The 23,172-nt window shown below is 51.8% G+C and carries 20 protein-coding genes; 13 read left to right on the top strand and 7 right to left on the bottom strand.

Annotation, left to right across the window (positions count from 1 at the left end):
• Window positions 1-29 precede the first annotated feature (29 nt).
• Both L1285_RS05340 and L1285_RS05335 read right to left on the bottom strand, forming a co-directional pair.
• Window positions 30-362, bottom strand: coding sequence for a putative quinol monooxygenase (locus L1285_RS05340; protein WP_235411269.1), 333 nt, complete (start codon window positions 360-362; stop codon window positions 30-32).
• A complete protein-coding gene (locus tag L1285_RS05335; protein ID WP_235411268.1) occupies window positions 352-573 on the bottom strand; it encodes a DUF2798 domain-containing protein in 222 nt (73 codons plus the stop codon). The genes L1285_RS05340 and L1285_RS05335 overlap by 11 nt, the downstream gene beginning before the upstream one ends.
• A gap of 86 nt (window positions 574-659) precedes the next feature.
• Between L1285_RS05335 and L1285_RS05330 the strand changes: the two genes are divergently transcribed.
• Window positions 660-1,514 carry a LysR family transcriptional regulator gene (locus L1285_RS05330; RefSeq protein WP_235411267.1) on the top strand — a complete coding sequence of 285 codons (855 nt, stop codon included), beginning with the start codon at window positions 660-662 and terminating at the stop codon, window positions 1,512-1,514.
• A gap of 161 nt (window positions 1,515-1,675) precedes the next feature.
• On the opposite strand, the gene L1285_RS05325 is transcribed toward L1285_RS05330, so the two are convergent.
• Window positions 1,676-2,707 carry an energy transducer TonB gene (locus L1285_RS05325; protein WP_235411266.1) on the bottom strand — a complete coding sequence of 344 codons (1,032 nt, stop codon included), beginning with the start codon at window positions 2,705-2,707 and terminating at the stop codon, window positions 1,676-1,678.
• Between the two features lie 284 nt (window positions 2,708-2,991).
• On the opposite strand from L1285_RS05325, the gene L1285_RS05320 reads away from it, so the two are divergent.
• From L1285_RS05320 to mutM, 3 genes are all read left to right on the top strand, one after another.
• A complete protein-coding gene (locus L1285_RS05320; protein WP_235411265.1) occupies window positions 2,992-4,635 on the top strand; it encodes a methyl-accepting chemotaxis protein in 1,644 nt (547 codons plus the stop codon).
• 82 nt (window positions 4,636-4,717) lie between these two features.
• On the top strand, window positions 4,718-5,206 hold the full coding sequence (locus tag L1285_RS05315) for a hypothetical protein (protein ID WP_235411264.1): 489 nt from the start codon (window positions 4,718-4,720) through the stop codon (window positions 5,204-5,206).
• Window positions 5,206-6,015, top strand: a complete 810-nt coding sequence (gene mutM, locus L1285_RS05310; protein ID WP_235411263.1) for a bifunctional DNA-formamidopyrimidine glycosylase/DNA-(apurinic or apyrimidinic site) lyase — start codon at window positions 5,206-5,208, stop codon at window positions 6,013-6,015. Before L1285_RS05315 ends, mutM begins: the two co-directional genes overlap by 1 nt.
• Here the strand turns inward: mutM and L1285_RS05305 are convergent.
• Window positions 6,012-7,142 (bottom strand): M20 family metallopeptidase, encoded by a 1,131-nt coding sequence (locus L1285_RS05305; RefSeq protein WP_235411262.1) that lies wholly within the window; start codon window positions 7,140-7,142, stop codon window positions 6,012-6,014. The two genes, mutM and L1285_RS05305, sit on opposite strands and share 4 nt — an antisense overlap.
• A gap of 188 nt (window positions 7,143-7,330) precedes the next feature.
• Here L1285_RS05305 and L1285_RS05300 point away from each other — a divergent pair, with 188 nt between their 5' ends.
• The 5 genes from L1285_RS05300 (at window position 7,331) to L1285_RS05280 (ending at window position 15,206) form a co-directional block, all read left to right on the top strand.
• Window positions 7,331-8,278 (top strand): ATP-grasp domain-containing protein, encoded by a 948-nt coding sequence (locus L1285_RS05300; protein ID WP_046005366.1) that lies wholly within the window; start codon window positions 7,331-7,333, stop codon window positions 8,276-8,278.
• A gap of 58 nt (window positions 8,279-8,336) precedes the next feature.
• Window positions 8,337-9,731, top strand: a complete 1,395-nt coding sequence (locus L1285_RS05295; protein WP_235411261.1) for an ATP-grasp domain-containing protein — start codon at window positions 8,337-8,339, stop codon at window positions 9,729-9,731.
• 75 nt (window positions 9,732-9,806) lie between these two features.
• The gene (locus tag L1285_RS05290) at window positions 9,807-12,398 is read left to right on the top strand and encodes a M14 family zinc carboxypeptidase (RefSeq protein WP_235411260.1); all 2,592 of its coding nucleotides are present in this window, start codon (window positions 9,807-9,809) and stop codon (window positions 12,396-12,398) included.
• Window positions 12,399-12,480: 82 nt separating this feature from the next.
• Window positions 12,481-14,955 carry a cation:proton antiporter domain-containing protein gene (locus L1285_RS05285; protein ID WP_235411259.1) on the top strand — a complete coding sequence of 825 codons (2,475 nt, stop codon included), beginning with the start codon at window positions 12,481-12,483 and terminating at the stop codon, window positions 14,953-14,955.
• A gap of 80 nt (window positions 14,956-15,035) precedes the next feature.
• Window positions 15,036-15,206, top strand: coding sequence for a hypothetical protein (locus tag L1285_RS05280; RefSeq protein ID WP_235411258.1), 171 nt, complete (start codon window positions 15,036-15,038; stop codon window positions 15,204-15,206).
• Window positions 15,207-15,270: 64 nt separating this feature from the next.
• Here the strand turns inward: L1285_RS05280 and L1285_RS05275 are convergent, their stop codons facing one another.
• Genes L1285_RS05275 through L1285_RS05265 form a run of 3 tightly spaced genes read right to left on the bottom strand, consistent with a single transcriptional unit; the run spans window position 15,271 to window position 17,850 of the window.
• On the bottom strand, window positions 15,271-15,768 hold the full coding sequence (locus L1285_RS05275) for a DUF3299 domain-containing protein (protein ID WP_125716799.1): 498 nt from the start codon (window positions 15,766-15,768) through the stop codon (window positions 15,271-15,273).
• 10 nt (window positions 15,769-15,778) lie between these two features.
• The gene (locus L1285_RS05270) at window positions 15,779-17,167 is read right to left on the bottom strand and encodes an ABC transporter permease (protein ID WP_235411257.1); all 1,389 of its coding nucleotides are present in this window, start codon (window positions 17,165-17,167) and stop codon (window positions 15,779-15,781) included.
• Window positions 17,158-17,850, bottom strand: a complete 693-nt coding sequence (locus L1285_RS05265; protein ID WP_235411256.1) for an ABC transporter ATP-binding protein — start codon at window positions 17,848-17,850, stop codon at window positions 17,158-17,160. The genes L1285_RS05270 and L1285_RS05265 overlap by 10 nt, the downstream gene beginning before the upstream one ends.
• Before the next feature lie 195 nt (window positions 17,851-18,045).
• Between L1285_RS05265 and L1285_RS05260 the strand changes: the two genes are divergently transcribed.
• From L1285_RS05260 to L1285_RS05245, 4 genes are all read left to right on the top strand, one after another.
• Window positions 18,046-19,149 carry a phosphoribosylaminoimidazolesuccinocarboxamide synthase gene (locus L1285_RS05260; protein ID WP_235411255.1) on the top strand — a complete coding sequence of 368 codons (1,104 nt, stop codon included), beginning with the start codon at window positions 18,046-18,048 and terminating at the stop codon, window positions 19,147-19,149.
• Window positions 19,150-19,298: 149 nt separating this feature from the next.
• Complete coding sequence (locus L1285_RS05255; RefSeq protein ID WP_235411254.1) at window positions 19,299-20,030, top strand: methylamine utilization protein; 732 nt, start codon at window positions 19,299-19,301, stop codon at window positions 20,028-20,030.
• Window positions 20,020-22,335 (top strand): putative bifunctional diguanylate cyclase/phosphodiesterase, encoded by a 2,316-nt coding sequence (locus L1285_RS05250; protein WP_235411253.1) that lies wholly within the window; start codon window positions 20,020-20,022, stop codon window positions 22,333-22,335. The genes L1285_RS05255 and L1285_RS05250 overlap by 11 nt, the downstream gene beginning before the upstream one ends.
• Window positions 22,336-22,387: 52 nt before the next feature.
• A complete protein-coding gene (locus tag L1285_RS05245) occupies window positions 22,388-23,164 on the top strand; it encodes a DUF3034 family protein (RefSeq protein ID WP_235411252.1) in 777 nt (258 codons plus the stop codon).
• Window positions 23,165-23,172: the final 8 nt, after the last annotated feature.

The following is a 23,172-nucleotide window of genomic DNA, read 5'->3' as shown; positions in this document are numbered from 1 at the left end:
CCCACAGTGTGCGGGCACTTTGTCCCGCTTTATATGCTGATACTGCTCATAAAATGCAATTCAGCGGGCTTTTCCAGTGCCTTTTCATAAAGTCGATAGACCGCCTGGGTGTATGGCTGGCGATGATGAAAATCAAACGCACTTTGCTCGGCAAACCGTTCTATCAATGTCAGCTGAGACTGCGCGGCGTTTTCATAGAGTTCAAAGCGCAGGCACCCGGGCTCCTGTCGTGTTACCTCAATGATATCCTCAATCGCAGACTTACAGCTTTGGTAGTAAGCGGCTTTTGGATTAATATAGGCGACCAGGTTGATTGCACCGTCGCTTGGGGTGTGTTCAGTGTGTAATGTGTCATTTGACATGGTTTCGCTCCAGAATAAAGTGAGTAAGAGAGTGGATTGGCCCGCTGAGCAGGTAAGCCGTGATTAAAGCAACGGGCCAGGCATGGATAAACGCTTTGAACCAGTGCTGCAAAAATCCGGGCGCGACACCCAGATTGACATAGGTGACCCAGCCCGACACCAGTGTCGACAGGCAAAATGAAAATAAAGTCGTAAATATCAGTTTTAGCATCGCGTTCCTCCGTTTTATACCCATCATAGCGGGCGCGAGCAGAAGCGGAATGTCAGAATAAGCAAGCTAAGATTAAGGAAAACCACATGCTCGATGATTTGCTGCTCTTTGTTGAAGTGGCTCGCCGGGGCAGTTTTGCGAAAGCGGCTGATGCGTTAAGTCTCAGCGCACCAACTATTTCTAAACGGATCGCCGCGCTGGAAGCTCGGCTTGGGTACAGCCTGCTGAATCGCTCAGCGCGTGGTGTGTTAGCCACATCTCATGGCCAGGTCGTCTATGAAAAAATGGCCCCTTCGCTGCTGGCCCTGCAAGCTGACAGCACCGCGTTGTTAAGCCCGCAAGTCAGCGCATTTCACTTATTGTGTCCGCAGAATTTGATCAATGGCCCTTTATATCCTGTGGTTGAATCTTTTCAGCGCACCCATCCGGATCTTGTGCTGCACATTGAACCGGACAATACCAATGTGTTGCTGAGCCAGAAGCGTTTCGATGTGATCATTCGGGTGGGCACATTGCAGGATTCCAACTGCTATCACACGCGTATCGGCGAGATTGCACTAAAGTGTGTGGTGCCTGAGCAGGCAAAAGAAACGAACACCTTGTTCATGCCATTTAAAAAGGAACAAATTCCGGATTCTGCATTGTGGCGCGATCTAGTGTCCCGCTTTGATCACCTCTCTTACGTGGGAGACATCACGTTAGCCAGACAAATGGTTGCATCCGGGCTGGGGGCGGCCGTCTTGCCGATGACAGAAGTCGCTGAACTGAACAAACCGTTTAGCTATGTGGGCGAGTGGCAGCATGTGCGCCCGGTCTATGCATTGTGGGCCAACGCGCAGCAACCGCCTCCTCTTACGCAAGCGTTTATTACCTTGTTGCGTCAGGCGGGTCAGTGCTCAGATGTGCTTCGGGGTAATTTGGTTGATGTGGTGAGCAAATAAGTTTTATCGGTTTGATAAAAGAGAAAACGCGCACTTAAAGTGCGCGTTTATCAGTGCCGTCGCGAAGGGGATTGTTTAGTACACCGTACTGCGAACCCTTCATCCTATAAAACGAATAATCTGATTATTCGGATCACTGGTTTTTCATTTTTTTGTCAAATTTACAGATAAAGTCCAAAACGGGCATCACCCTCTTCGCGATAGGTGATTTGGGTGTCGGCTTCACCTTGTACCGCCAGATAGCAGCTGCCGTAAGCTTCAGGAACCTGATAGTTTTTCACCGGCAGTTCGCCGAAGCGCTGATAGCCATTTTCACAGTACAAAGCTGCAGTGCTCAGGCTACCGTTTTCTGCACTGAGTGAAATGGTACTGCGGTTAAGTGTATGGCGCCAGGTGCGTAATTCAGCCAGTTTGGCAGTGACCGTGATGACCGGGTTGGCGTCAATTTGTTCCTGCAGCTGCGCACTAAACTCAGTGATAGTTTGCTTAGACAGTTGTTTGTTTTTGATCCCTCGCATTTTGAGCAGGGTTTCAAACGCATTACCGTATTGTTTCTGATAGACCTCCAGGTTCATCAGACTTTGCATCGACATCAATGCCAAATCTGGCGTAAGCAAGTGATGAAGGTGCACAGCTTCTCTCAGGTGATATTCGTACTGGTGCCAGTCCTGTACGTTGTAGTAGTACGCACTCATTAACCAAGCGGTGTAGGCTTGTTCAGTGAGGTTTTTGGTGTGATCTTCGACCAGACTATCTAGTGCGGGCTTGGCCTTGGCCATTTGATTGCTGACCACCAAGCGCTTTGCCTCGTCAAAGTACTTACTGTACGCACTGGAAACATTGTTATTGGTGTATTGTTTAAACACCTTATTAAATCGGATCGGCAACTGACTGGCAGAAGTGATTGCGTTTTCACCCAGCCGGGCAGGTTGATAAGTGCGCATTGCTAAAGCTGATTTAGCTTCGTGAACTTGCCTGGGAGCCGAGGCTTCGACTAGTGCATGTACGGGTTTGCCGTTCGGGTCTACCATGTAGTCGACAAAAGCCCAGTGTTCGCGTCGACTGCCCTCTATCGCTTCTGACGGGCGTATTGAGCCACCGTCTTCAATTAATTTGGCTCGCACAAATCGCGCGTCGGCAAATGTAGGTGAAGAGAGTAGGCCTGTGATCAGGCAAAGTAGTGCTTTTTTCATTGTGAGTATTCCAATTTCTGGCTCCGACAACCATATCAGAGCGTTACGCCTAAATAAGTCGATTAAGCGCGAAGCGAAAATTATACACGTGTCATCCGTGCGTGATAAGGGCAACTCATAGCTGAGTCCCTGATATGGTTTCAAATGAATATGACTGTAGTATGTCTGTGGTTTAAGCAACCAGCTGTTTTTTCTATCATAGTAATTCGTTTTATCCGCTTTACAGCTTCATCACCTGCGACTAACTTTGAACTTTCAGTATGTTGCTATCATGGAGGCACAATATGGTGCAGTGGTTAATGGGATTGTCGGTAAAAAGCCGATTGGTGGTCGGGTTTGGTATTGCGTTGGCATTATTGGTCGTGATGACCATTATTGGCAGTAATCGCGTGGCATTTATCGATCAGACGCTCACAGAGATCACGGACGTCAACTCGGTGAAGCAACGTTATGCGATTAACTTTCGAGGCAGTGTGCACGATAGGGCAATCGCCATTCGCGATGTGGCCATCGCCCGCAGCGCGTCTGAGTTGAGTGAATATGAACGGGAAATCGAGCAGCTTGCCCGCTTTTATCAGGACTCCGACGCTAAGATGACGCAAATGATCAACTCAGGCGCCCATTTTAGTGCTCAGGAGCGTGAGATCCTGAATCGGATCAAACGAATTGAAACTAAGACGTTACCCCTGATCCGCACCATACTGAGTAATAAAAAAGCCGGTCAGAGCGTAGATACCCTGGTACTGGATGAAGCGCGCCCGGCTTTTATCAGCTGGCTCAACGTGATCAACGAGTTTATTGATTATCAGGAGCAGCAAAATCAAACGCTGACCCCCGCAGCGCGTGAAGCTGCGGGCGGATTTTCCCAGCTGATGTTGTGGTTTACCTTTATTGCCGTGGCCATCAGTGTGCTGGTGGGCTGGGCGATAGAGCGCAGTTTCCAGCGCTCACTCGGTGGTGAGCCGCAAGATGCCGCAGCTGCGGTAACACGTATTTCTGGGGGCGACCTGACGGGGCAGATCCACACCGACTATCCGGACAGCATGCTGGACTCTGTTTGCCGCATGTCTGGTGAATTAACCCGGATAGTCACCAGTATCAAAGAAGTCTCTGAGCAGCTCTCAGTGCAGGCTGATGCGGTAACCGGGGCATCTGGTGAAATTTATGACGCTGCGCAGCATCAGGCAGAAGCCACCAGTAATACCGCCAGAATGCTTGATTCATTGCGAGAAAACATGATGCGGGTGAGTGATATTGCCAGACAAACGGAAGAAAATTCGAGGCAAACGGTGACTTTTGCTGATCAGGGACGCCAGGCAATTCGTAATACCGCAGAGGCAATGGATACCATAGCGCAAACAGTCGATGGCACGGTGTCGCAAATTCAAAAATTGGCAGAGCAGACCAAGCAGATCGGCGGCATTGCCAATGTGATCAGTGGGATCTCTGAACAAACTAACCTGTTGGCACTGAATGCGGCCATTGAGGCTGCACGTGCCGGAGAATCCGGACGCGGTTTTGCGGTGGTGGCAGACGAAGTGCGTCAGCTGGCACGCAGAACCTTTGAGGCCACGGATCAGATCGAAACCATGATCCGGGAAGTACAAAGTGAAACCTCAGCAACTGTGGAAGCTATGGAAAAAACCCAGCCCCAGGTTGAACATGGTCGGACGCTGACCTTTGAAGCCACTGAGCTGCTGGAGCAAATCGACACCCAGGCGCAAAACTCTTTGTCTCAGGTAGGAGAGGTGGTCAACGTGGCGCAACAGCAGGCGTCGGCTATCAACGAGGTGGCCTCGAATATGGAAGAGATCACCGAAGCCGCTCAGGATGCCATGAGTGCCCTGAATGACAACAAACAGGCCACTAAAAAGTTGGCACAAATGTCGGGTGTATTGAGTAAAAACATCGGCTTCTTTCGCATCTGAGTGTACTTAACACCCGCTGCGGGATATGATTTAGGCTCTGAATAACCCGCCGCATTGCGGGCAAATAAGCACTGGAGCAGTTATGCGTTTGAGCCGTAAGGCCTGGAACAATGTGGTGATCTTCTCTATGTTGATCATGATCTTTTTTCTTAACGGTATTCATCAGAAAATAAATCCGCCGAAAGAAGAGCTGGGCAGTATGCCGCTTTTTGAGCAACAAAGTTTTGTGCTGGCACTGGGATTTCCCGGTTTTAAGATTGAACGCATTGGCACCTCCTGGCGGCTCAGTGCTGATAAGGATGCTGCCTGGCAGGCGCAACCCGCTGAGCTGGAAGCGTTGATCACCCGGTGGCAGGAAAGTGAGCTGACCCTGACTGAAAACCCCGGCTTGCCGGGCAGTGCTGCGCTCAGCGTTGCTCAGTTTTGGCTGGCAGGCAGTGAATTACCGATGAGTTTTCAGCTGTATCAGCAACAGCAAAGCTTTTATCTTTTTGCCAGACAATCACAGCGTTGGTTTAGTGTCGACAAAACACAGGCACAACAGTTATTTGCCCCTATTGAGTTGAAGTAATGCCAGAGTTACCTGAAGTAGAAGTGAGCCGTTTAGGCATCGAACCCCATATCAAGCATCAAAATGTCAGCAAAGTAATTGTGCATCAGCGTCAGTTACGCTGGCCGGTCCCTGAGCAGGTCAGCCTGTTGGAAGGGCAGGTCATCAGTGCCGTCAAACGACGGGCAAAATACTTACTGCTGGAAAGTCCGCTGGGCACGGCCATCTTGCATTTGGGCATGTCGGGCAACCTGCGTGTTGTGGCGCAGGATACGCCACTCAAAAAGCACGACCACATAGAGTTTCATTTTGCCAACGGGCTGGCATTGCGCCTGAACGATCCCCGCCGCTTTGGTGCGTGCCTGTGGCAAGGGGTTACTGAGGAGCACAGCGTATTTGCAAAACTGGGGCCGGAGCCGCTTACCGAGGCGTTTACCGCCGAGCATTTATTTGCGGCCAGTCGCGGTAAAAAGGTGGCGATCAAACAATTTATTATGGACAACCAGGTGGTCGTCGGGGTGGGTAATATCTACGCCAACGAGTCTTTGTTCAAAGCCGGGATCCACCCAAAACGGGAAGCTGGGAAAGTCTCGTTACACCGTTATGAGCGTCTTACGCCTATCATCAAAGAGACGCTGGCAAGTGCTATTAAACAGGGCGGAACCACCCTGAAAGACTTTGCGCAAAGTGACGGTAAACCGGGTTATTTTGCCCAGGAGCTGCTGGTCTATGGTCGTAAAGGCGAACCCTGTGTCAGCTGTGAAACCACACTCAAAGAGATCCGCCTGGGTCAGCGCAGTACCGTCTACTGCCCGCAGTGTCAGCGTTAATCGCTGTCGCTGAGGGCGGGCTGCGACTCGGCCTGATAGCACAGACTAGCCAGGATCTGAGTGACCTGAGCAATGCGCAGTGCAAAACTAGACTTGAGTGCCCGCTCATGAATGGTGTGGTCCCCGTCACCATAGGGGCCAAAGCCATCTAACGTTGGTGTGCCGGTCGCTGCGGCCGTGTTGGCATCGGATACCCCACCGCGATGTTCCACTGGCAGCTCATAGCCCAGGATCTCATTGATCTCACTCAGTAAAGCCGATTGCTTGTCTGTCGGGGCCATAACGCCGCGTTGCAGACCCCCTTCTAATTTGACCGACACCCCAGTTACTTCAATGGCCAGACAGATGTTCTCAATACCTTCGAGTAAACGCTGCTGCTCAGAGGCTTTGGTAAAGCGTGCTTCTACCACCATAGTGGCCGAAGGGGAAATGGTGTTGGCACCAATGCCGCCCTGGATTTTGCCCACATTGACTGTGCTACCCCGTTTCAGGTCGGTCAGGGCCGACATTTCCATCAGCATGTTTGCCAGTGCAAAGTTCGCATCAATCCCATCCCGGTAATGGTTGCCGGCATGGGCCGCTTTACCGGTAATCGTAATGGTATAGGTGGCAATGCCTTTGCGGGCCACCACCAGTTCGTGATTTTTACCCGCGGCTTCAAACACCAGGCAGGCGTCATACTGCTTGGCGATTTTAGTGGTCAGTGCTTTGCTGTCGTCGCTGCCAATTTCTTCATCGCTGACCAGCAGCCAGTCAATGTTATGGAGCTTGCCATAGGTGCGCTTGAGCTGACGCAGTGCGTTCAGTGCGACCCAGTTGCCGCCTTTCATATCGCACACGCCAGGACCATAAACGCACTCTTCATCCTCACTGAATTCGACAAAGGTATCGGGGGGATAGACGGTATCCAGATGGCCCAGTAAGAGGATCTGTTTACCAGCCCCTCTGGGCGCCCGCAGCAGCAAATGATCGCCAATATGTTCTCTTTGATAGCGGGTGAGCGTATAGCCCAGCGGCGCCGCCAGTTCAATCATTTGTTCGCCGTGTGCATCCACACCAGCTTTATGTTTACTGTAAGAATTACAACGAATTAAAGACGCGAGTTCATTAAAGTCCAGACTATCCATAACAGGTCCCTGCGGTAATTTTGGCCCATCGTGGCGATTTTCGATGACAGTGAGGTGACGGAATTATGAACAGTTTTTGGATCCCGATAGGTACAGAAAAACGATCAAAAATCTGTCACACAGTGCCCTGTAGAATAGCCTTCCTGACCAAATTTTATGCACCTGTTCAAGGACCAAGGAGACACTTTATGACACGCTCAGTCACGGCACCGCACGTTGGCATCTGGATGTACGAAAATGGGGGAGGGCGCGAGATAGAGCAGCGCCTGGTTCATGCACTGGCTGAGCGCGGGATCCAGACCAGTACCGGGCTGAATCTGCGCGATGCCCGGGCAAAGGACGGCCAGATCAGCTGTAACGGCGTGGTGATGGAGCAGCTGGATGCGTTTTTAAGTTACAACGCGGGTCAGCAAACTCAGTTTCAGGTGTATCTTTATCAGGCGCTGAGTCAGGCCATTCCGACGCTCAATAATTACGACGCGTTTGCCCTGGCGGAAGATAAATTTCGCACCTCTCACTTGCTTAACAGCCAGGGGATCTGTACAGCGGATTATCGTTTGTGCCACAAAAACGACATGGACGGGTTAAAACAGGCGCTGCGGGATTTTGGCGGCAAGCTGATCTACAAGCCCACCGACGGCTGGGGTGGTGTTGGCATTGTCAAAATCGACAGTGAACAGGCGCTGGACATGCTGCTGCCGTTTTTGAGCCGCACCGATTTGCGTTATTTCTACGTCGAGCGCTTTATTGATTACGACAATACCGATTACCGCATTGATGTGGTGGATGGCAAGTTTGTCGGTTGCTATGGCCGCAAAGCGCCAAAGGATGACTGGAAAACCAATATCACCAGTGGCGGCTCGGTGTTTGTTCGCGAGCCCGACGACGAAGTAGTAGAGCTCGCGCTGCGCGCTGCCAGTACCTTAGGTCTGGAAATCGCCGGTGTCGATCTCATTTATGACCGCGAGCGTGAGGAATATGTGGTGCTGGAAGTAAACACCATTCCGGCCTTTGCAACGCCAGAACAAGAAGCGCTGGGGATCAATTTTAACCAGGCCAAGATCGATGCCATGGTGGAGCTGATCGAGCGCACTGCAACACAACACAATGCGTTGCATACGCACAAAGTGGCCTGATGGCCAAAGCACAGAGTTATTTTACCAACCCATTAATTTTGCCAAGGTGGCCCGAGCAATGACTGCAAAACCCAAACTCCCAAAGATTGGACTTCTCTATCTGGATTACGTCTTACGCTTTTTTGACAAATCCAACTTCAAAGGTTGGCCAGATAAAATCGAAACTGTGGTATATCACTGGGGCAATGACAAAGCGCGTTTTATTGCCGAAGTGAAGCGCAAGCAAATCGATGTGCTGATCGGTAATATTCCCGCGACGGCCTACGAAACGTTTCGTGAAATCGCCCGTGCCTTGCCGCATGTGCGTTTTTTGCCCTCGCTGGACAGCCAGTTCTCTAACAAGTCAAAAGAGAACGTGACCCATTTTTGCCGCAAATACAAACTACCGGCACCACACACCGAAATCTTCTATGTCCCGGAAAAAGCCAAGCGCTACCTGAGCCAGGCCAGTTACCCGAAGATCATCAAGCGCTCCTATGGCCCGTCTAACTATGGCGGCTACTTTGTCCATAAAGTGGATAATTATGACGAAGCAATGGCGCTGTTGACGGAGAAAAAATACTACCCGGCCTACGTGCAAGACTTTGTGCCGATGGAAGCAGACATTCGTGTCATGCTGGTGGGTCATAAGCCTGTGTGTGCGTTCTGGCGTCGTCCACCGGAAGGGGAGTGGCTGACCAACACCAGCCAGGGGGGCAGTATGGATTATCAGGCAGTACCTAAGTCGGTTCTGAAGCTGGCGACTGCCGCGTCAAAAGCGGCCAACGCCGAGTACTGGGCCTGCGACATTGCACTGGGCAAAGATGGCAAACTCAGGATCCTGGAATGCGCCACCGCGTTTGCAGCGTTTCCGTATATCCGTGACTGGATCGGTCAATATCTGATGTGGTTACTGTCGGACGGTCGTTTCCGTAAGCCAAGCATTCCGCTGTATAACTGGGAGGAGCTGGGCAAAATCGATTCACGCTTGTTGCGCACTATGCGTCACATTGGTTTTTCCAGTTACACACCGAGTCAGGACTGTGGCGAGACTTTCCACGGCATGGATGAACAACAGTTTCCAATTCTTGATACCCAATATCAACGCATCGAAGAGTGGCCAAGTGAGATCTGGAACCTGCAAGACAACTTTGTGCTGCAAGCTAAATCGGCACAAGCCAAAGCCCTGCAACCCATTCCGGGCAGCGATGAGCAGGCCGGTATGGAGCTCAACAGCTATCCGGCTCCGACGTTTGATGATGCCCAGATCCGGGAGATCCTGGCGCAGGTGAAAGGGATCGGCGACAAGATGATCGACGAGATCATGACCACCTTCGGTGCACATGGTGTGGTAGAAGCCCTGAATACCGAGCCTCAACAACTGTGTGTGGTGAAAAATCTGAAGGACAAGAAACTGGAAAAAATCGTGGCGCACTGGCAACAGGTGATGCCTGCCGGGTTGACCACACATTAATGCTTTCTGGCTGTACCGGATCAGGCTGCCTGATCCGGGTTATGGCTTTTCGTTTTCTGCAACTGAGCAACCGCTATGAAAATCCAATATGCGTCCTATCAGGACACCATAGAGTTCCTGCAAAGCGCCATGAGCGCACATCCCCATTTGCTCCGTTTACAGAGCATAGGCGAGACCTGGGAAGGCCGACCGATCATGCTGGTGACCATTTCCCTGGACGTGACCTATGCCGATGATAAACCGGCCTTACTGTATACCGGCTCGATTCATGCCAGAGAGTGGATAGGCAACGAGCTGGCGGTGAAGTTTGTTCAGTATGTAATTGATAACTATCGCTTTAACCCAAAATTGCAACATGCATTGACGCGTAACACCCTGTACATGGTGCCCTGTCTGAACCCCGATGGCTTTGAGTACTCTCGTAACCACTTTTCATTTTGGCGTAAGAACCGGCGTAACAACGGCGATGGCACCTTTGGGGTGGACTTAAACCGTAACTTTGATGCCAAATTTATGCGCAATCAGAATACCGGCTCGAATACCTATGGCGGTCCTCATGCCTTTTCGGAGCCGGAAACCTGTGCCATTCGCGACTTTGTGGAAAGTCATGAAAATATTCGCATTGCACTGGATTATCACTCTCAGGGTAACGTGTTTTTCCCCGCCCATAAGTTTAATCATGAGGTGGAGATCGAAGGCACGGATCTGAACGTGTTGTGCGCCAATATGAACCACGAGATCAAAAAGGTCACGGGACGTCAGTACGGGATCCACCGTGGCAAGCCGCCGGCTCAGCTGATCCACGGCAGTGGCCGCGAGTATTATTATCGCAAAGGGATCATCGCCACTGTGGTGGAGGTGGGCACGCGTAACATTCCGGATTACATGAAAAACATGTCCGAGAGTGTGGCCGAAAATATTCCCGCCGTACAATATGCGCTGAGCGAGGCCATTAATTACTCGCCGCTGGCACCTAAACGGGTTGAAGGCTTTACCATTAAATCCGTGGCCCATGACAGTGTTGAGCTGGAGTGGCAGTATGAAGACCGGGACGACATCTACTTTGAAGTTTATCGCAGCCAGCACAATAAAAACCCCTGTGGTGAAGAAACCCTGGTGGCGATCACCAAAACACTGGGTTTTGTCGACCGCCAGCTGCAAAGCGGGCACAGCTATTTTTATAACATTCGCGCCGTTGATAAGGTCACTAAAATTAAATCCCCGTTCAGCCCGGAATTGCGCCTGAAAACGCGTCTGGGCCGCACAGAAAGCGCCCGTACTTTATTTCCTTCCCGCGAAACGGTGGGCTATTTATCGCAGAACAATCAGGCCAAGAACAAAGAGCACTTTGGTTATAACTCCATGTTTATCGGCGTCGACAAAAAGCGGGGGATAAGCATGGGTGTAGTGCAGTTTGATCTCAGCAGTATTGTGGAAGGCTCGCAGATCTTAAGCGCCCAGTTCTTTATCTATCCGATGAACCGGGTGGCCGCCAAAATTGAAAAATATGGCGAGTGGTCGGTGGCGATTCTTGATGCCGATCAGGTTGAGGACATCTATGACTACAGCTGTATTGCCGACGCTAAGCCTTTGCATACGCTGGGACAAACCATTGAATCCGACAAGCTCACCCAGGGGATCTGGATGAAATGGCTGTTTAACGGGGTTGAACGTAGCCTGCTGGCCAAGCTGCTCAAGCAGAAGCGCTTACTGCTGCGCTTACAGGGGCCCAAAAAATTGCCTCTGGGCAAAGACTCTCAGGTCATGCAATTCGACATTGGCTACGGCTCGTTTGGCAGTGGTCTGCACTATCGGCCCAACCTGGAGCTGGTGTATCAGTTACCTGAGCAGCAGCTTGCCCTCAGCCCGCTGTCCTGTAATACCATTTACAAGGACAAAGTGGTGGCCGATAAGCTGGCGTCGGGTTTTGATGCCGAAGGCGATATTGTATATGGCCAGATGTCGTTTGATCTGAATGTGGACTTGCCAGTGGATCGCACTGTATTTACCAATGCCTGTCTCACAGTGCGCTGCTGCAATTCTATTGCCTCGGCGCGGGATGTGCGCTTTACCATAGAGCTGGTAGAGCTCAGAGATGTGGATTATCAGCACGTGAAGCAGCGTCAGAAGATTGAATACATCGGCTATGAGGTGAGCAATGAGCAACTCAGAGAGCGCGCCGAGCATCATTTTATCTTTGACAGCTACAGCTTGCAGGAACTGGAACGTTTGCATCAGGCACAGACGCCATTTTACTTTATTATTCGTGCCACGGCGGAGTCGCAGGCTACAGATGCACTGGTGAACTGGACCAACTGTCAGGATCAGCAACCGGCACAACTGAAGATCGATTATATCGAGCGCCGTAAACACCCGGTGGCAGCGCCCCATAACCTGCAAACTCAGGTCGAAAACGGCGTAGTCAAGCTGACCTGGGAAAATGAAGAAGACGACGACCTGGTCGGCTTTTTTGTGGTGCGCAACCGCTTCCATCCGCCGCGCTCGCCCTTTGATGGGGTGAAGCTTTACGGCGGACCGGATAACTATACTCTGGACAACTTCGGCACGCCGGATATTGCCAAGTATTATGCGGTGTTTAGCTATGATGATGTGCCGAATTACTCACAGCCGGTAACCATCTATTATCCGGGTAAAACCGAGCGCTGAGTTTTTTACCCTTAAACTAACAGGGCCAGCCTGGGTGAACTAAGCTTACACCATTGTGAGCGCGGTGATTAAGGTGGCTGGTATGCAGTTTGAATCTGGCATTCTGGTCCTGGTATTTTTGATCCTGGCCCTGTTTATTGGTGCACTGACCCGCCATGCCCTGAAAAACACCCAGATCCCTTACACCGTGGCGTTACTGGTGATTGGGATCTGCATCGGCCTGGCGCAGCGCGGTGAGGTCTTTGACGGCGATATGCAGATGGTGGGCGATACCCTGACGCTGGTAGCCGACATCGATCCGCACCTGTTTCTTTTCCTGTTTTTACCTACCCTGATCTTTGAAAGCGCTTTTGCCATGGAAGTGCATTTATTCCGGCGTATGTTTACCCAGATTGCCATTCTGGCGGTGCCGGGTCTGATGCTGGCCATCTGGCTGACGGCCGAGTTATTACATTTGAGCGTGCCCGAACACTGGCAGTGGAGCTGGGCCATGTGCCTGATGTTTGGTGCCCTGATCAGCGCCACCGATCCGGTGGCCGTGGTGGCCTTGCTGAAGGAAGTCAGCTCACGTAAACGTCTCGAAACCCTGATTGAGGGCGAATCTTTGCTTAACGATGGTACCGCCATTGTGTTTTTCAGTTTGTTTTATGTTTGGGTGCTGGCCAGCAGTGGGGGAGAAGAGGCCATGATGGCCTCGCCTGTCCAGGCAGTCGGCCAGTTTGCCGGGGTGGTGCTGGTGGGGCTGGCGATAGGCCTGGTGCTGGGCGGGTTGTGTATTATGTGGATCGATCGGGTGTTTAACGATCCTATGATAGAGATCACCCTTACCATTGCGGCGGCGTATTCGGCGTTTTTCATTTCCGAATCATTCCATGTTTCCGGGGTGGTGGCTGTGGTGACTCTCGCGCTGGTGTTGGCCAGCGTCGGCCGTACCCGGATAAGCCCGGAGGTTGCCGGGTTTTTACACCACTTCTGGGAAATGATGGCGCATATTGCCAATACCTGCATTTTTCTGTTAGTGGGGATCCTGGTGGCCATTCGGGTGCCACTGGACGACCTCCAGGCATGGCAGACGCTGGGCATTTTGTATGTGGGGATCATGTTGATCCGGGCCATTTCCATCACAGTGTTTACCCCGCTGCTGAGTCGTATCGGCGTTGGTATTACGTTTGAGAAAGCCAGCGTGTTGTGCTGGGGTGGCCTGCGCGGCGCGGTCTCTTTAGCGCTGGCGCTGACGGTGGCTGCCAGCGATGCGATCCCCAAAGAGGTCAGCGATCGCATGCTGTTTTTGTGTGCCGGCATTGTGGTACTGACGATTTTAATTAACGGCGGCACTATGGGCATGCTGCTGAAGTTTCTGCGTCTTGACAGCCTGCCTCCGGCCAAACAGGCCACGGTGGATAAAGCAAATCAGCAGGTCGCCAATACCCTGCAAACTATGTTGCCGACTATGATGGACAGCCCGTTTTTACGCGGTGCTGACTGGCAGCAGGTAAAAGCTCAGGTCAAGCTGGGGGCGATGGCACCGCCAGACACGGCAACACCGATAGATAAGGACGATCTCAATACCGCCTTTTTACGTCGCCTGCTGGAAACTGAACGCAAGCACTACTGGACGCAGTTTGAACAGGGAACTTTGGGTAAACGAGCCACCAACTTGCTGGTGGAAGCGGTGGAGCTGGCACTCGACGGTGAGCCCTGTATCGGGCAGCGCGATACCCTGTTTGCAACCTGGCAAGTACCGGGTTGGCTGGAGCGACTGCGCGGTATTGCCTGGTTAGAACGCATGTTATTGAGGCTATATTTTGAGCGTCTGGTGGTAGGGTATGACGTGGCCCGGGGCTTTATTCAGGCCCAGGAGGCACTGCAAAGCCATATCGATACACTTTCACCGAATGCCCAGATAGCGGCCGAGGTACGCCAGCAGGTTCAGGACAATATCGCTCAGACCATAGCGCGAATTAATACGCTTCAGGAGACGTTTCCGGATATCGTTCAGGCCCTGCAATCACAGGCTGCGACCCGGTTGTTGCTCAACCGTGAGCGTGCAGTGATCAACGAGCAGTTAAAGCTGGCAGTGCTCGATAAGCCCGAAGCCAGCCGTTTGCTGGAAGATGTTGAAAAGCGCATGGCTGCATTACAAAAAGCCTCGATTTTCCGCCAGACCGAAGCGGCCCAGTTAGATCAGCAGATCCCCTGGCTGCATGGGGCTACGCAATCAACCCGAGAACAAATCAGTGCGTGTCAGGAACGCGGCGTGTATGACGCAGGACAGGTACTGATCCGCCAGGGCAAGTCGCTCAGCAAACTGGGTGTGGTATATCGGGGCAGCGTGCGGGAAGTGGCAGCCGGTGCGCAGGGTCACAGTCAAGTCGTGGTCAGAGGACCCGGTGAGGCACTGGGTGTAACCGCTTTGCTGAGCGGCGTATCGGCACTGGAATACCTGGCCGAAACGCCTTGTGAAATCATCTGGATCCCGGTCGAAAAACTAAAAGTATTGATGCAAGAAGACACCAAATTGATGCGCATACTCTGCAAACAGCTGGCCGATATGTAGTTTTGCGTTTGATCGAAATATGTGCAATGGTGGTGAGGTGCTAATGCACATGTTTAAAAGCAACAATAAGGAAATACACAATGAAACTACAGTTACATAAAAAAGCAATTAAGCAGTTAGGCCGCCAAACTCGTTCACTGGATAAGGCACAGACGCCACAAGTGGCAGGTGGCTACATCACAGAAAAAGACATCTGCAATACAGCAGCTGTTCACTGTGATACCTATCACTACAAAAGTTGCCTGTGTTAAAGGCTAATTGAGTCAGTATTCAGTGGCTCAATCCTGAGCCACTTTCAGATACATCAGCCGGCGTTTATAGTTCAAACGGTGCGACGCCAACCGCGTCCATTTGGTAACCGGTTTGTGCCAGGTCGCCTTTCCAGGTTGCAACCTTCATAGTCCCCGTTACGGTAATCGCATCATACAGGCTGTCGATGGGCACGCCGTTCTTGATTTTAACGTGGACAATCTGATTGGGCGGCGGCGGTGGCACGTGAATACAGGCACCAAAGTAAGGGACCAGCAGAAATTCCGTGATCACTTCACTGTCGCCTTCCAGTGGCACCACAAATCCGGGCAAACTCACTTGCTTACCATCCAGGCTTTTGACCACAGGTGCATCCAGGTCCGGCTGTACCCAGTTTTGCTGGTCGCCATCATGGCTGGCGGCAGCGTCTTGATTGCTGATCTGGACATGGCCCTGAGGGATCAGATCTTCCCAGAAAATTTCTTTAGGGGGGCCTGCCTGCACTTGTACTGAAATGAGCAATAGCGCAGTACATAGCCAGAAAAAAGTGCGTAGTGGTGTCATTCAAAACCTCTTATAGCTTAATGCTCATGCCATCGCTGAGCGAATAGAAATAGGCTCGGGTTGCAGGCAATATGCCCATCAAAGTGCCGGCCGCCATGATAACGCCGATCAGCATGAGTTCATAGTGACTGAGCAGTGAAATGCTCAGGCTGATCCCAAACTGACTTTGCAGCGTGCCCTGTGCCAGCGCTATCAGGGCGTAAAACAGGGCAATACCCAGTGCGCAACCCGCTGCCGTAATTAAAATGGCTTCGCTGCTCATCAGGGTAAAAATATGTCGTGGCCGTGCACCCACAGAGCGCAGAATGGCCAATTCTCGGCGGCGCTGGTTGAGGGTTGCCAGTAAGGTGGTGAGCATACCCAGCAGGCTGGTCAGCACGACGATACCTGAAAACAGTAACAGGATCTTCTCTACCAGGCCCAGCATGCGCCACAGCTCTCGCAATGTGACGCCGGGCATAATCGCCAGAAGAGGTTCAGCTTTGTAATTGTTGATATTACGGCGAGTTTGCAGGGTATACAGAGGTGAATCCAGACCCATCAAAAATGCGGTGATCTGCTTTGGCTCGCCGATCAGGTCGCCATGCAAATGTGCGGGTGCAGGCACAGTAACTGCGACGGTGTCCGGCTTGTCATGACCGTGGTCATGTTCATCTGCATGGCCGTGGTCATGGCTATCATGGTGCTCATGGTCATCTGCATGATCATGCGAGTGTCCAGCTGGCTGTTTTGGCTTACCTATCATGCGGGGCGCTGATTTAGGCTGGCCATGCATGGCCTCGATGGCTGCCAGTGGCACATGCACGGTTTTATCCACCGGCGTGCCGGTAGGCGCCAGGATCCCGACTATGGTCATCGGGTTATCGTCGTGATGGTGAAAGCTGGTATTGCCCATGCCGTGTGAGATCACAATTTGCTGGCCAAGCTGGTAGTGCATTTTACTGGCAACCTCGCTGCCCAGCACCACTTCCTGCGCATTAACAAACGCGCGGCCCGCGGCAAAGGCCAGGTTTTGTTTTTTGCCATAGCGAAAGTGTGTAAAGTAAGCGCTGTCGGTGCCCAGTACTGCGTGGCCTTTATGGCTGTCGCCTAAGCTGATGGGAATAGCCCAGCTTACACCGCGCTGCGATTTGATATCCTGATAGCTGTCCCAGCTGACGCTGTTGTTGGCATAACCGATGCGAAATACGCTGGAAAGCAAAAGCTGAATGTCTCCGCTGCGTGCGCCGACGATCAGATCGGTGCCCGACACGGTATTGCTGAAACTGCTTTTGGCTTCCTGGCGCACTCGCTCAATGGTTAGCAGCAGCATCACACTGATGGCTATGGTAAACAAGGTCAGCAGCACACAGGCCTTGCGATTGAACATACTTTTGGTCGCTAAGGTGATTAACTGCATTGAGTCACCTCGTTAATGTCGCTCAGGCTCAGATATTTATCAAACATAGCGGCCAGGTTGCTGTCATGGCTGACGAATAAAATGGTTGCGCCATATTGGCTGGCTTCTTTGAACAACAGCTCGATAAAGGCGTTACGGTTGTCGGCATCCAGTGCGGAGGTTGGTTCATCGGCAATGATAAGCTCCGGCTGGCCAATAAAGGCGCGTGCTGCGGCCACCCGCTGTTGCTGACCAATACTCAGCTGGGCCACGGAGCGTGCCATAATGCTGGGATCCAGTCCGAGTTGCTGTAACAACTGCTCTCCCTGCTGAGTGAGTGTTTTACCTGATGCCTTGACGCGCTCGGTGCGGCTGCGGGAAAAATGACAACCCAGCGTGACGTTTTCTATCGGGCTGAGGTAGGGCAGCAAGTTAAAGTTCTGAAATATAGTACCAATGTGATCGGCCCGAAACTTGTCTCTGGCGGCATCACTGAGCTGAGTCAGGTCCTTACCCAGCAAGCGGATACTGCCAGACTCGGGTTTATTAACGCCGCTCAAAAGCCCCAGCAGGGTTGATTTACCACTGCCGCTTGGGCCATGTAAAAATACCCGCTCACCGGCGGCGACTTCAAGTCTGGGTATGTTGAGTGTGGCGTCTGTCTGGCCTGGCCAGCGAAATATCAGGTCATTAATTTCTAGCATAGTCTCACATCAATGGCGGATCACGCCTGCATCATAAAATACTTGTGCCCCAAGCTAAACCTGCCTGCGGCATATTGCCGAACAGTGCGGTAAAGCAATTGTGATTTAACGGCTGCTCGACTATCATACACCGCTCTAACCCCCTCTGTATTTTGCGTCCTTTAGCAAGACGCAGCCGTTCTCTATGGAGATACAATGAGTAGCTACAAAGTTCTAGACGTCAATGACGATCTACCCATTCGCACCAAAGGTGCTGTGCACAGTGGTAAAGTACGTTCAGTTTATTGGTTAACCGACCAGGACAGCGCCCGCTTAATTGAAGAAAAAGGCTATGATGTTCCCACCGGAACTGAGCTGGCGATCATGGTGATCTCGGATCGCATCTCGGCCTTCGACTGCATCTGGCAGGGCGAAAATGGCCTCAATGGTGTGCCGGGTAAAGGTATCGCACTGAACAGTGTTGCCGCCCATTGGTTTAAGTTGTTCGATGAAGCCGGTCTGGCTGGTAACCACATCGTGGATATTCCACATCCTTATGTCTGGATTGTGCGTAAAGCCAGCACAGTGCGCGTCGAAGCCATTGCCCGTCAGTATATCACCGGCAGCATGTGGCGCGATTACAGCAAAGGCGTACGCGAGTTCTGCGGGATCAATCTTCCAGAAGGTCTGAGTGCCCATCAGAAGCTGGATGAGGTCTTAATCACCCCGTCAACCAAAGGGATCATTCGTGGCTTGCCAGATGTACCGGAAGTTGATGATGTGAACATCACCCGCCGTAATATCATGGATAACCTGGATGCGTTCAACTTTAAATCCGAAGCCGATGTTGCACTGTATGAAAAGCTATTGAGCGAAGGCTTTGCTTTGATCTCTAAAGAGCTGGCGCAGCTGGACCAGATCTTTGTCGATACCAAGTTCGAATTTGGTTATGTCGAAGACAAAGATGGCACAGAGCGTCTGATCTACATTGATGAAGTGGGTACACCGGATTCATCGCGGATCTGGGATGGCCCGGCCTACCGTGACGGCAAAATCGTTGAGAACTCAAAAGAAGGTTTCCGTCAGCTGTTGATCAACAATGTGCCCGACAGCGACGTATTGCTGAACAAAGACCGCATGAGTGAGCGCGAGCAGCTGGCTGCCAGCTACAAATTGCCAGAGTCGGTGATGATGTCGGTGTCCGACACGTACGTGGGCATTGCCAGTAAAATCGTCGGCAAGCAGCTTACTATTCCACAAAGCCCGCGCGACGAGGTGATTGCTGTGCTGGATAAAGAATATGGCCTGATAGACGCCTGAGTGGCGCTATCTGAGTAACAAAAGCGGCAGATTGCCGCTTTTTTGTTGTCTTGAATAATATTGTGGTGGAGTCATTTGTGGTTAGTCCTTGCTTTTCTTTTCAGCGTCACTTTTACTTAAGGGTATGCATTTGGCTCAGGCAAATATCCATGAACGTCAGCGGGCATAACCCGGTAAGGACAGCACCAGGGCGTCTGAACATGATCAGGCGAGCTGCGGACTGTGCGTGGGTCACGTTTGGTTGGGCTTTACTGGCTTTGACCGGCCCAGCATTTGGTGCCGATACTGGATCCGGTAACGGTTCCGGTAACGGATACACCCTTCAATTGCGCGACCAGCATGGAGCGCCATTGTCCGATGTTGTGGTTGAGGTCGTTGCGCCAGTGTATCCCGGCTCGGTGCAACAGGTAGCGGTGATGGATCAGGTTGCTAAACAGTTCCAGCCCAAATTACTCACCATTATGCAGGGCCAGGCGGTGAGCTTTCCCAACAGCGATGATATTCGTCATCATGTGTATTCCTTCTCAGACACTAAGCGCTTTGAGCTAAAATTATATGCTGGTACGCCCATTCAACCGATACGATTTGAACAACCCGGTGTCGTTGTTCTAGGATGTAATATTCATGATTCAATGGTGGGTTATATCTATGTTTCTAAATCAAAAGATGTACTTATCAGCGATCAGCTGGGCGCAGTAAAGATCCCCGCTTACGCAGAGCAAGTGGCCATCTGGCATGCACAACAAACACAGGAAATCGACACGCGCAGGATAGTGACGGTGACACAATTACAACAATCCGGGTCTGTTATTGTAGAGACACAGACACCGGCACCCAGAAACACATTCTCGGAGATGTTTAAGGAGCATCATGGGCACTAGTTTTAAAAATCGCATTATCGCGCTGTGCGTTGGCCTGGTGTTACTGACCGCCGTGGCCAGCTTAGTGAGCTTCTGGTGGTCTACCAGCCAGTTCAACGAGCGCAAGGTACAGCAAGATATTCAGACGGCGCAAAATGTTTATCAGCAATACCTCAGTGCCAAAGAGCGCTTGCTGGTCACCGCCGCCACGGTACTGACCCAGGACTTTGGCTTTAAGCAGGCCGTTGCCACCCGGGATGCCCCGACCATAGAAAGTGTGCTGTTTAATCACAGTCAGCGTATTGACGCCGATCTGATGCTGTTGCTCGACGTGCGCGGTCAGCTGATCTCCGCCAATCAGGCCGAAATCGAGTTGGCCGAAGACTTGCGCCCGCTGCTCAGGGAGCTACTCAACCACACCGAGCAATCGGCCTTTGTCAGCCTCGACAAGCAGCTCTATCAGGCCATTATTTTGCCGGTGAAGGCACCAAGGACCATTGCCTTTACGATTGTCGGTTTTGCCGTTGATAAAGAGGTTGCCGGGCAGCTGCGTGAGCTGACTGGGATGGAAATGAGTTTTATCGGTCATGGTGAGCAGATCAAGGCCAGTTCGTTAAGTTTACCTGAGTCTCAGGACTTGTTCGCTTATCTGCACGAACAAAAAATCACCCGCTGGCTGAGTGAATTCCCCGTTTACATCAATGCTGAAGTGGCGCTACCTGCGCTCAACTCTTCACCAGTAAGCCTGGTGCTGAGCGCCGATATGACCAAAGACTATCAGGAATTTGATCAGCTGGTGCTGAGCATTATTTTGACGTCGTGCATGACTATGTTGTTTGGCTTTGTGGCCAGTGGTTTTTTGGCCCGTAACCTGGCAACGCCCTTGCAGCAGCTCACTGTGATGGCACGCCGTTTTGCGCTGGGTGATTACGAGGCAACGGTACATGAGTCTCGCCCCACCAAGGAGATCTGCCAGCTGGTGGATGCCTTTCATGAAATGGGCGACGATATTCAGGCACGGGAAAAGCAAATTCGTTATCAGGCCAGTCACGATGGTTTAACCCGCTTTTATAACCGGGCAGCCGCTATGGAGAAATTAACTCAGCTGCTGCAAGATGGCCGGGTGTATTACCTGCTGGTGGTTGATATTAAAGGGCTCAGGCACATAAACGATAAACTGGGGCCGCGCGTGGGGGACAGCTGTATTCAGGCCGTTGCAAAGCGCATTGAACAAATTGGCGCCGATTTTGACGGGCTTAATGCCCGCCTGGGAGGGGATGAGTTTTTAACTGTGCTGGCGGCCAAAGAAGACAGCTCAATGGAGGGCTGCGTTGCAGGCTTTTTGAGTGCCCTTAACCAGCCCTATCAAGTGCAAAACCTGGAGATCAACCTGCGTTTTAGCGTTGGGGTGGTGCATTATCCCGAGCAGGCTGAGGATCCGGAAGATCTGGTGCGCCGGGCGCTGATCGCAGCCGATAATGCGGCACAACAGGGCAGTAATGCCGTGTACTTCTATCAAACCGGTGAAGACGAAGCCTATCTGGAGCGTTTGCTGATCATTGATGAACTTAAAGCCGCGCTGCAAAGTGATGATGGCCAGCTATTTATGACCTATCAGCCTAAACTGAATATGCACAGTCAGCAGGTGGATAAGGTTGAGTCACTGATCCGCTGGCAGCGGCGCAATGGCGAGTGGGTGTCGCCCGAATTCTTTATTGACTTGGCAGAGCAGTCAGGTTTGATTGTTGAACTGACTCAGTGGGTGCTTAAAACTGTGGTGGCGCAGGTGGCCAACTGGGTTGAGCAGGGGATCACCATGAAAGCGGCCATTAATGTGTCGGCGCAGGACATTGCCGACCCCGACTTTGTGCCACACCTTGAGGCCATGCTGGATCGCTACCAGATCTCGCCGTCATTGATCACCATTGAGCTGACCGAGCGGGATATGATTGAAAATGAAGAAAAAGGCATTGCGGCGCTGAAAGTGCTCAAAGAAATCGGTGTGCATATCTCGCTGGACGATTACGGGGTCGGGCAAACCTCACTGGGCCGCTTAAAGATGCTGCCCATTGATGAACTTAAGCTGGATAAAGTGTTTATTCTCAAACTGGCCGAAGCCCATCAGGACCAGTGCATTGTACGTTCCACCATTAGTCTGGGCCATCAGCTCGGTTTTACAGTGGTGGCTGAAGGGGTAGAAGATAAAGCCTCGCTGGAGCTGCTTAAAGAAATGGGCTGTGATTACGCCCAGGGCTATTACTTGAGTAAACCGTTGAAGGCGGAGTTACTGACGCAATGGCTTGGCCAGTATCATGAAGCGGGCTAACCTGTGCAGGTTTGTTTTTGCCTGCGGTGCCTTATGCATTAGCACATCAGGTATGGCAGGCTCCGGTAAGTTATTGGCCACACCCGGTGTGTCTCAGGTCGAAGGGAGTGCAGGGGGTGGCATAGTACCCTGGGCACAACTGGTGGGTTATGCCAGCGAAGAGCAGTGGAGCCTTGGCGGCTTTTGCAGCCGTGCCAGCGTTGATGATTATCGACTTGATGTGTGTGGTATTCAGGCCAATCTGTTTGACCGTGTTGAGCTCAGTTATGCCGAGCAAACCTTTGCCGTACCGGCACTCAATACCGATATAGAGCAGTCGGTCAGCGGCGTTAAAGTACGCCTCTATGGAGATATTGTTTACAGCACCTGGCCACAGTTAAGTCTTGGCTTGCAGCATAAATCACTCAAAGACGATGCCGTTGCTGCCTTACTGGGTGCTGAGGACGACAGCGGCACCGATATCTATCTGGCTGCCAGCAAGCTACATCTGGGGGCACTGGGTGGCTTTAACGCATTTTGGAATATCACGGCGCGCCATACCGAGGCCAACCAACTTGGTCTGCTGGGCTATGGTGGCCAGCAGGGCAGCGAACGTATTTATCTCGAAGCCAGTACGGCTATTTTTCTCAGTCAAAACCTGGCGCTGGGCTACGAGTACCGTGAAAAACCCGATAACCTCGGACTTGGTGAGCAGCAGTGGCAGGATGTGTTTGTCGCCTGGTTTATCAATAAACAGGTCAATATCACCGCGGCCTGGTTGGACTTGGGCAGCATTGCCGGTCAGCCGGACCAAACCGGCTGGTATGTGTCTGTCACAGGTTATTTTTAAGGAAGCGC

Origin of the sequence: Pseudoalteromonas sp. DL2-H2.2 (genome assembly GCF_021532535.1) — a bacterium.
Lineage (GTDB): Bacteria > Pseudomonadota > Gammaproteobacteria > Enterobacterales > Alteromonadaceae > Pseudoalteromonas > Pseudoalteromonas rubra_A.
This window is presented reverse-complemented; position numbering and strand designations above follow the sequence as displayed.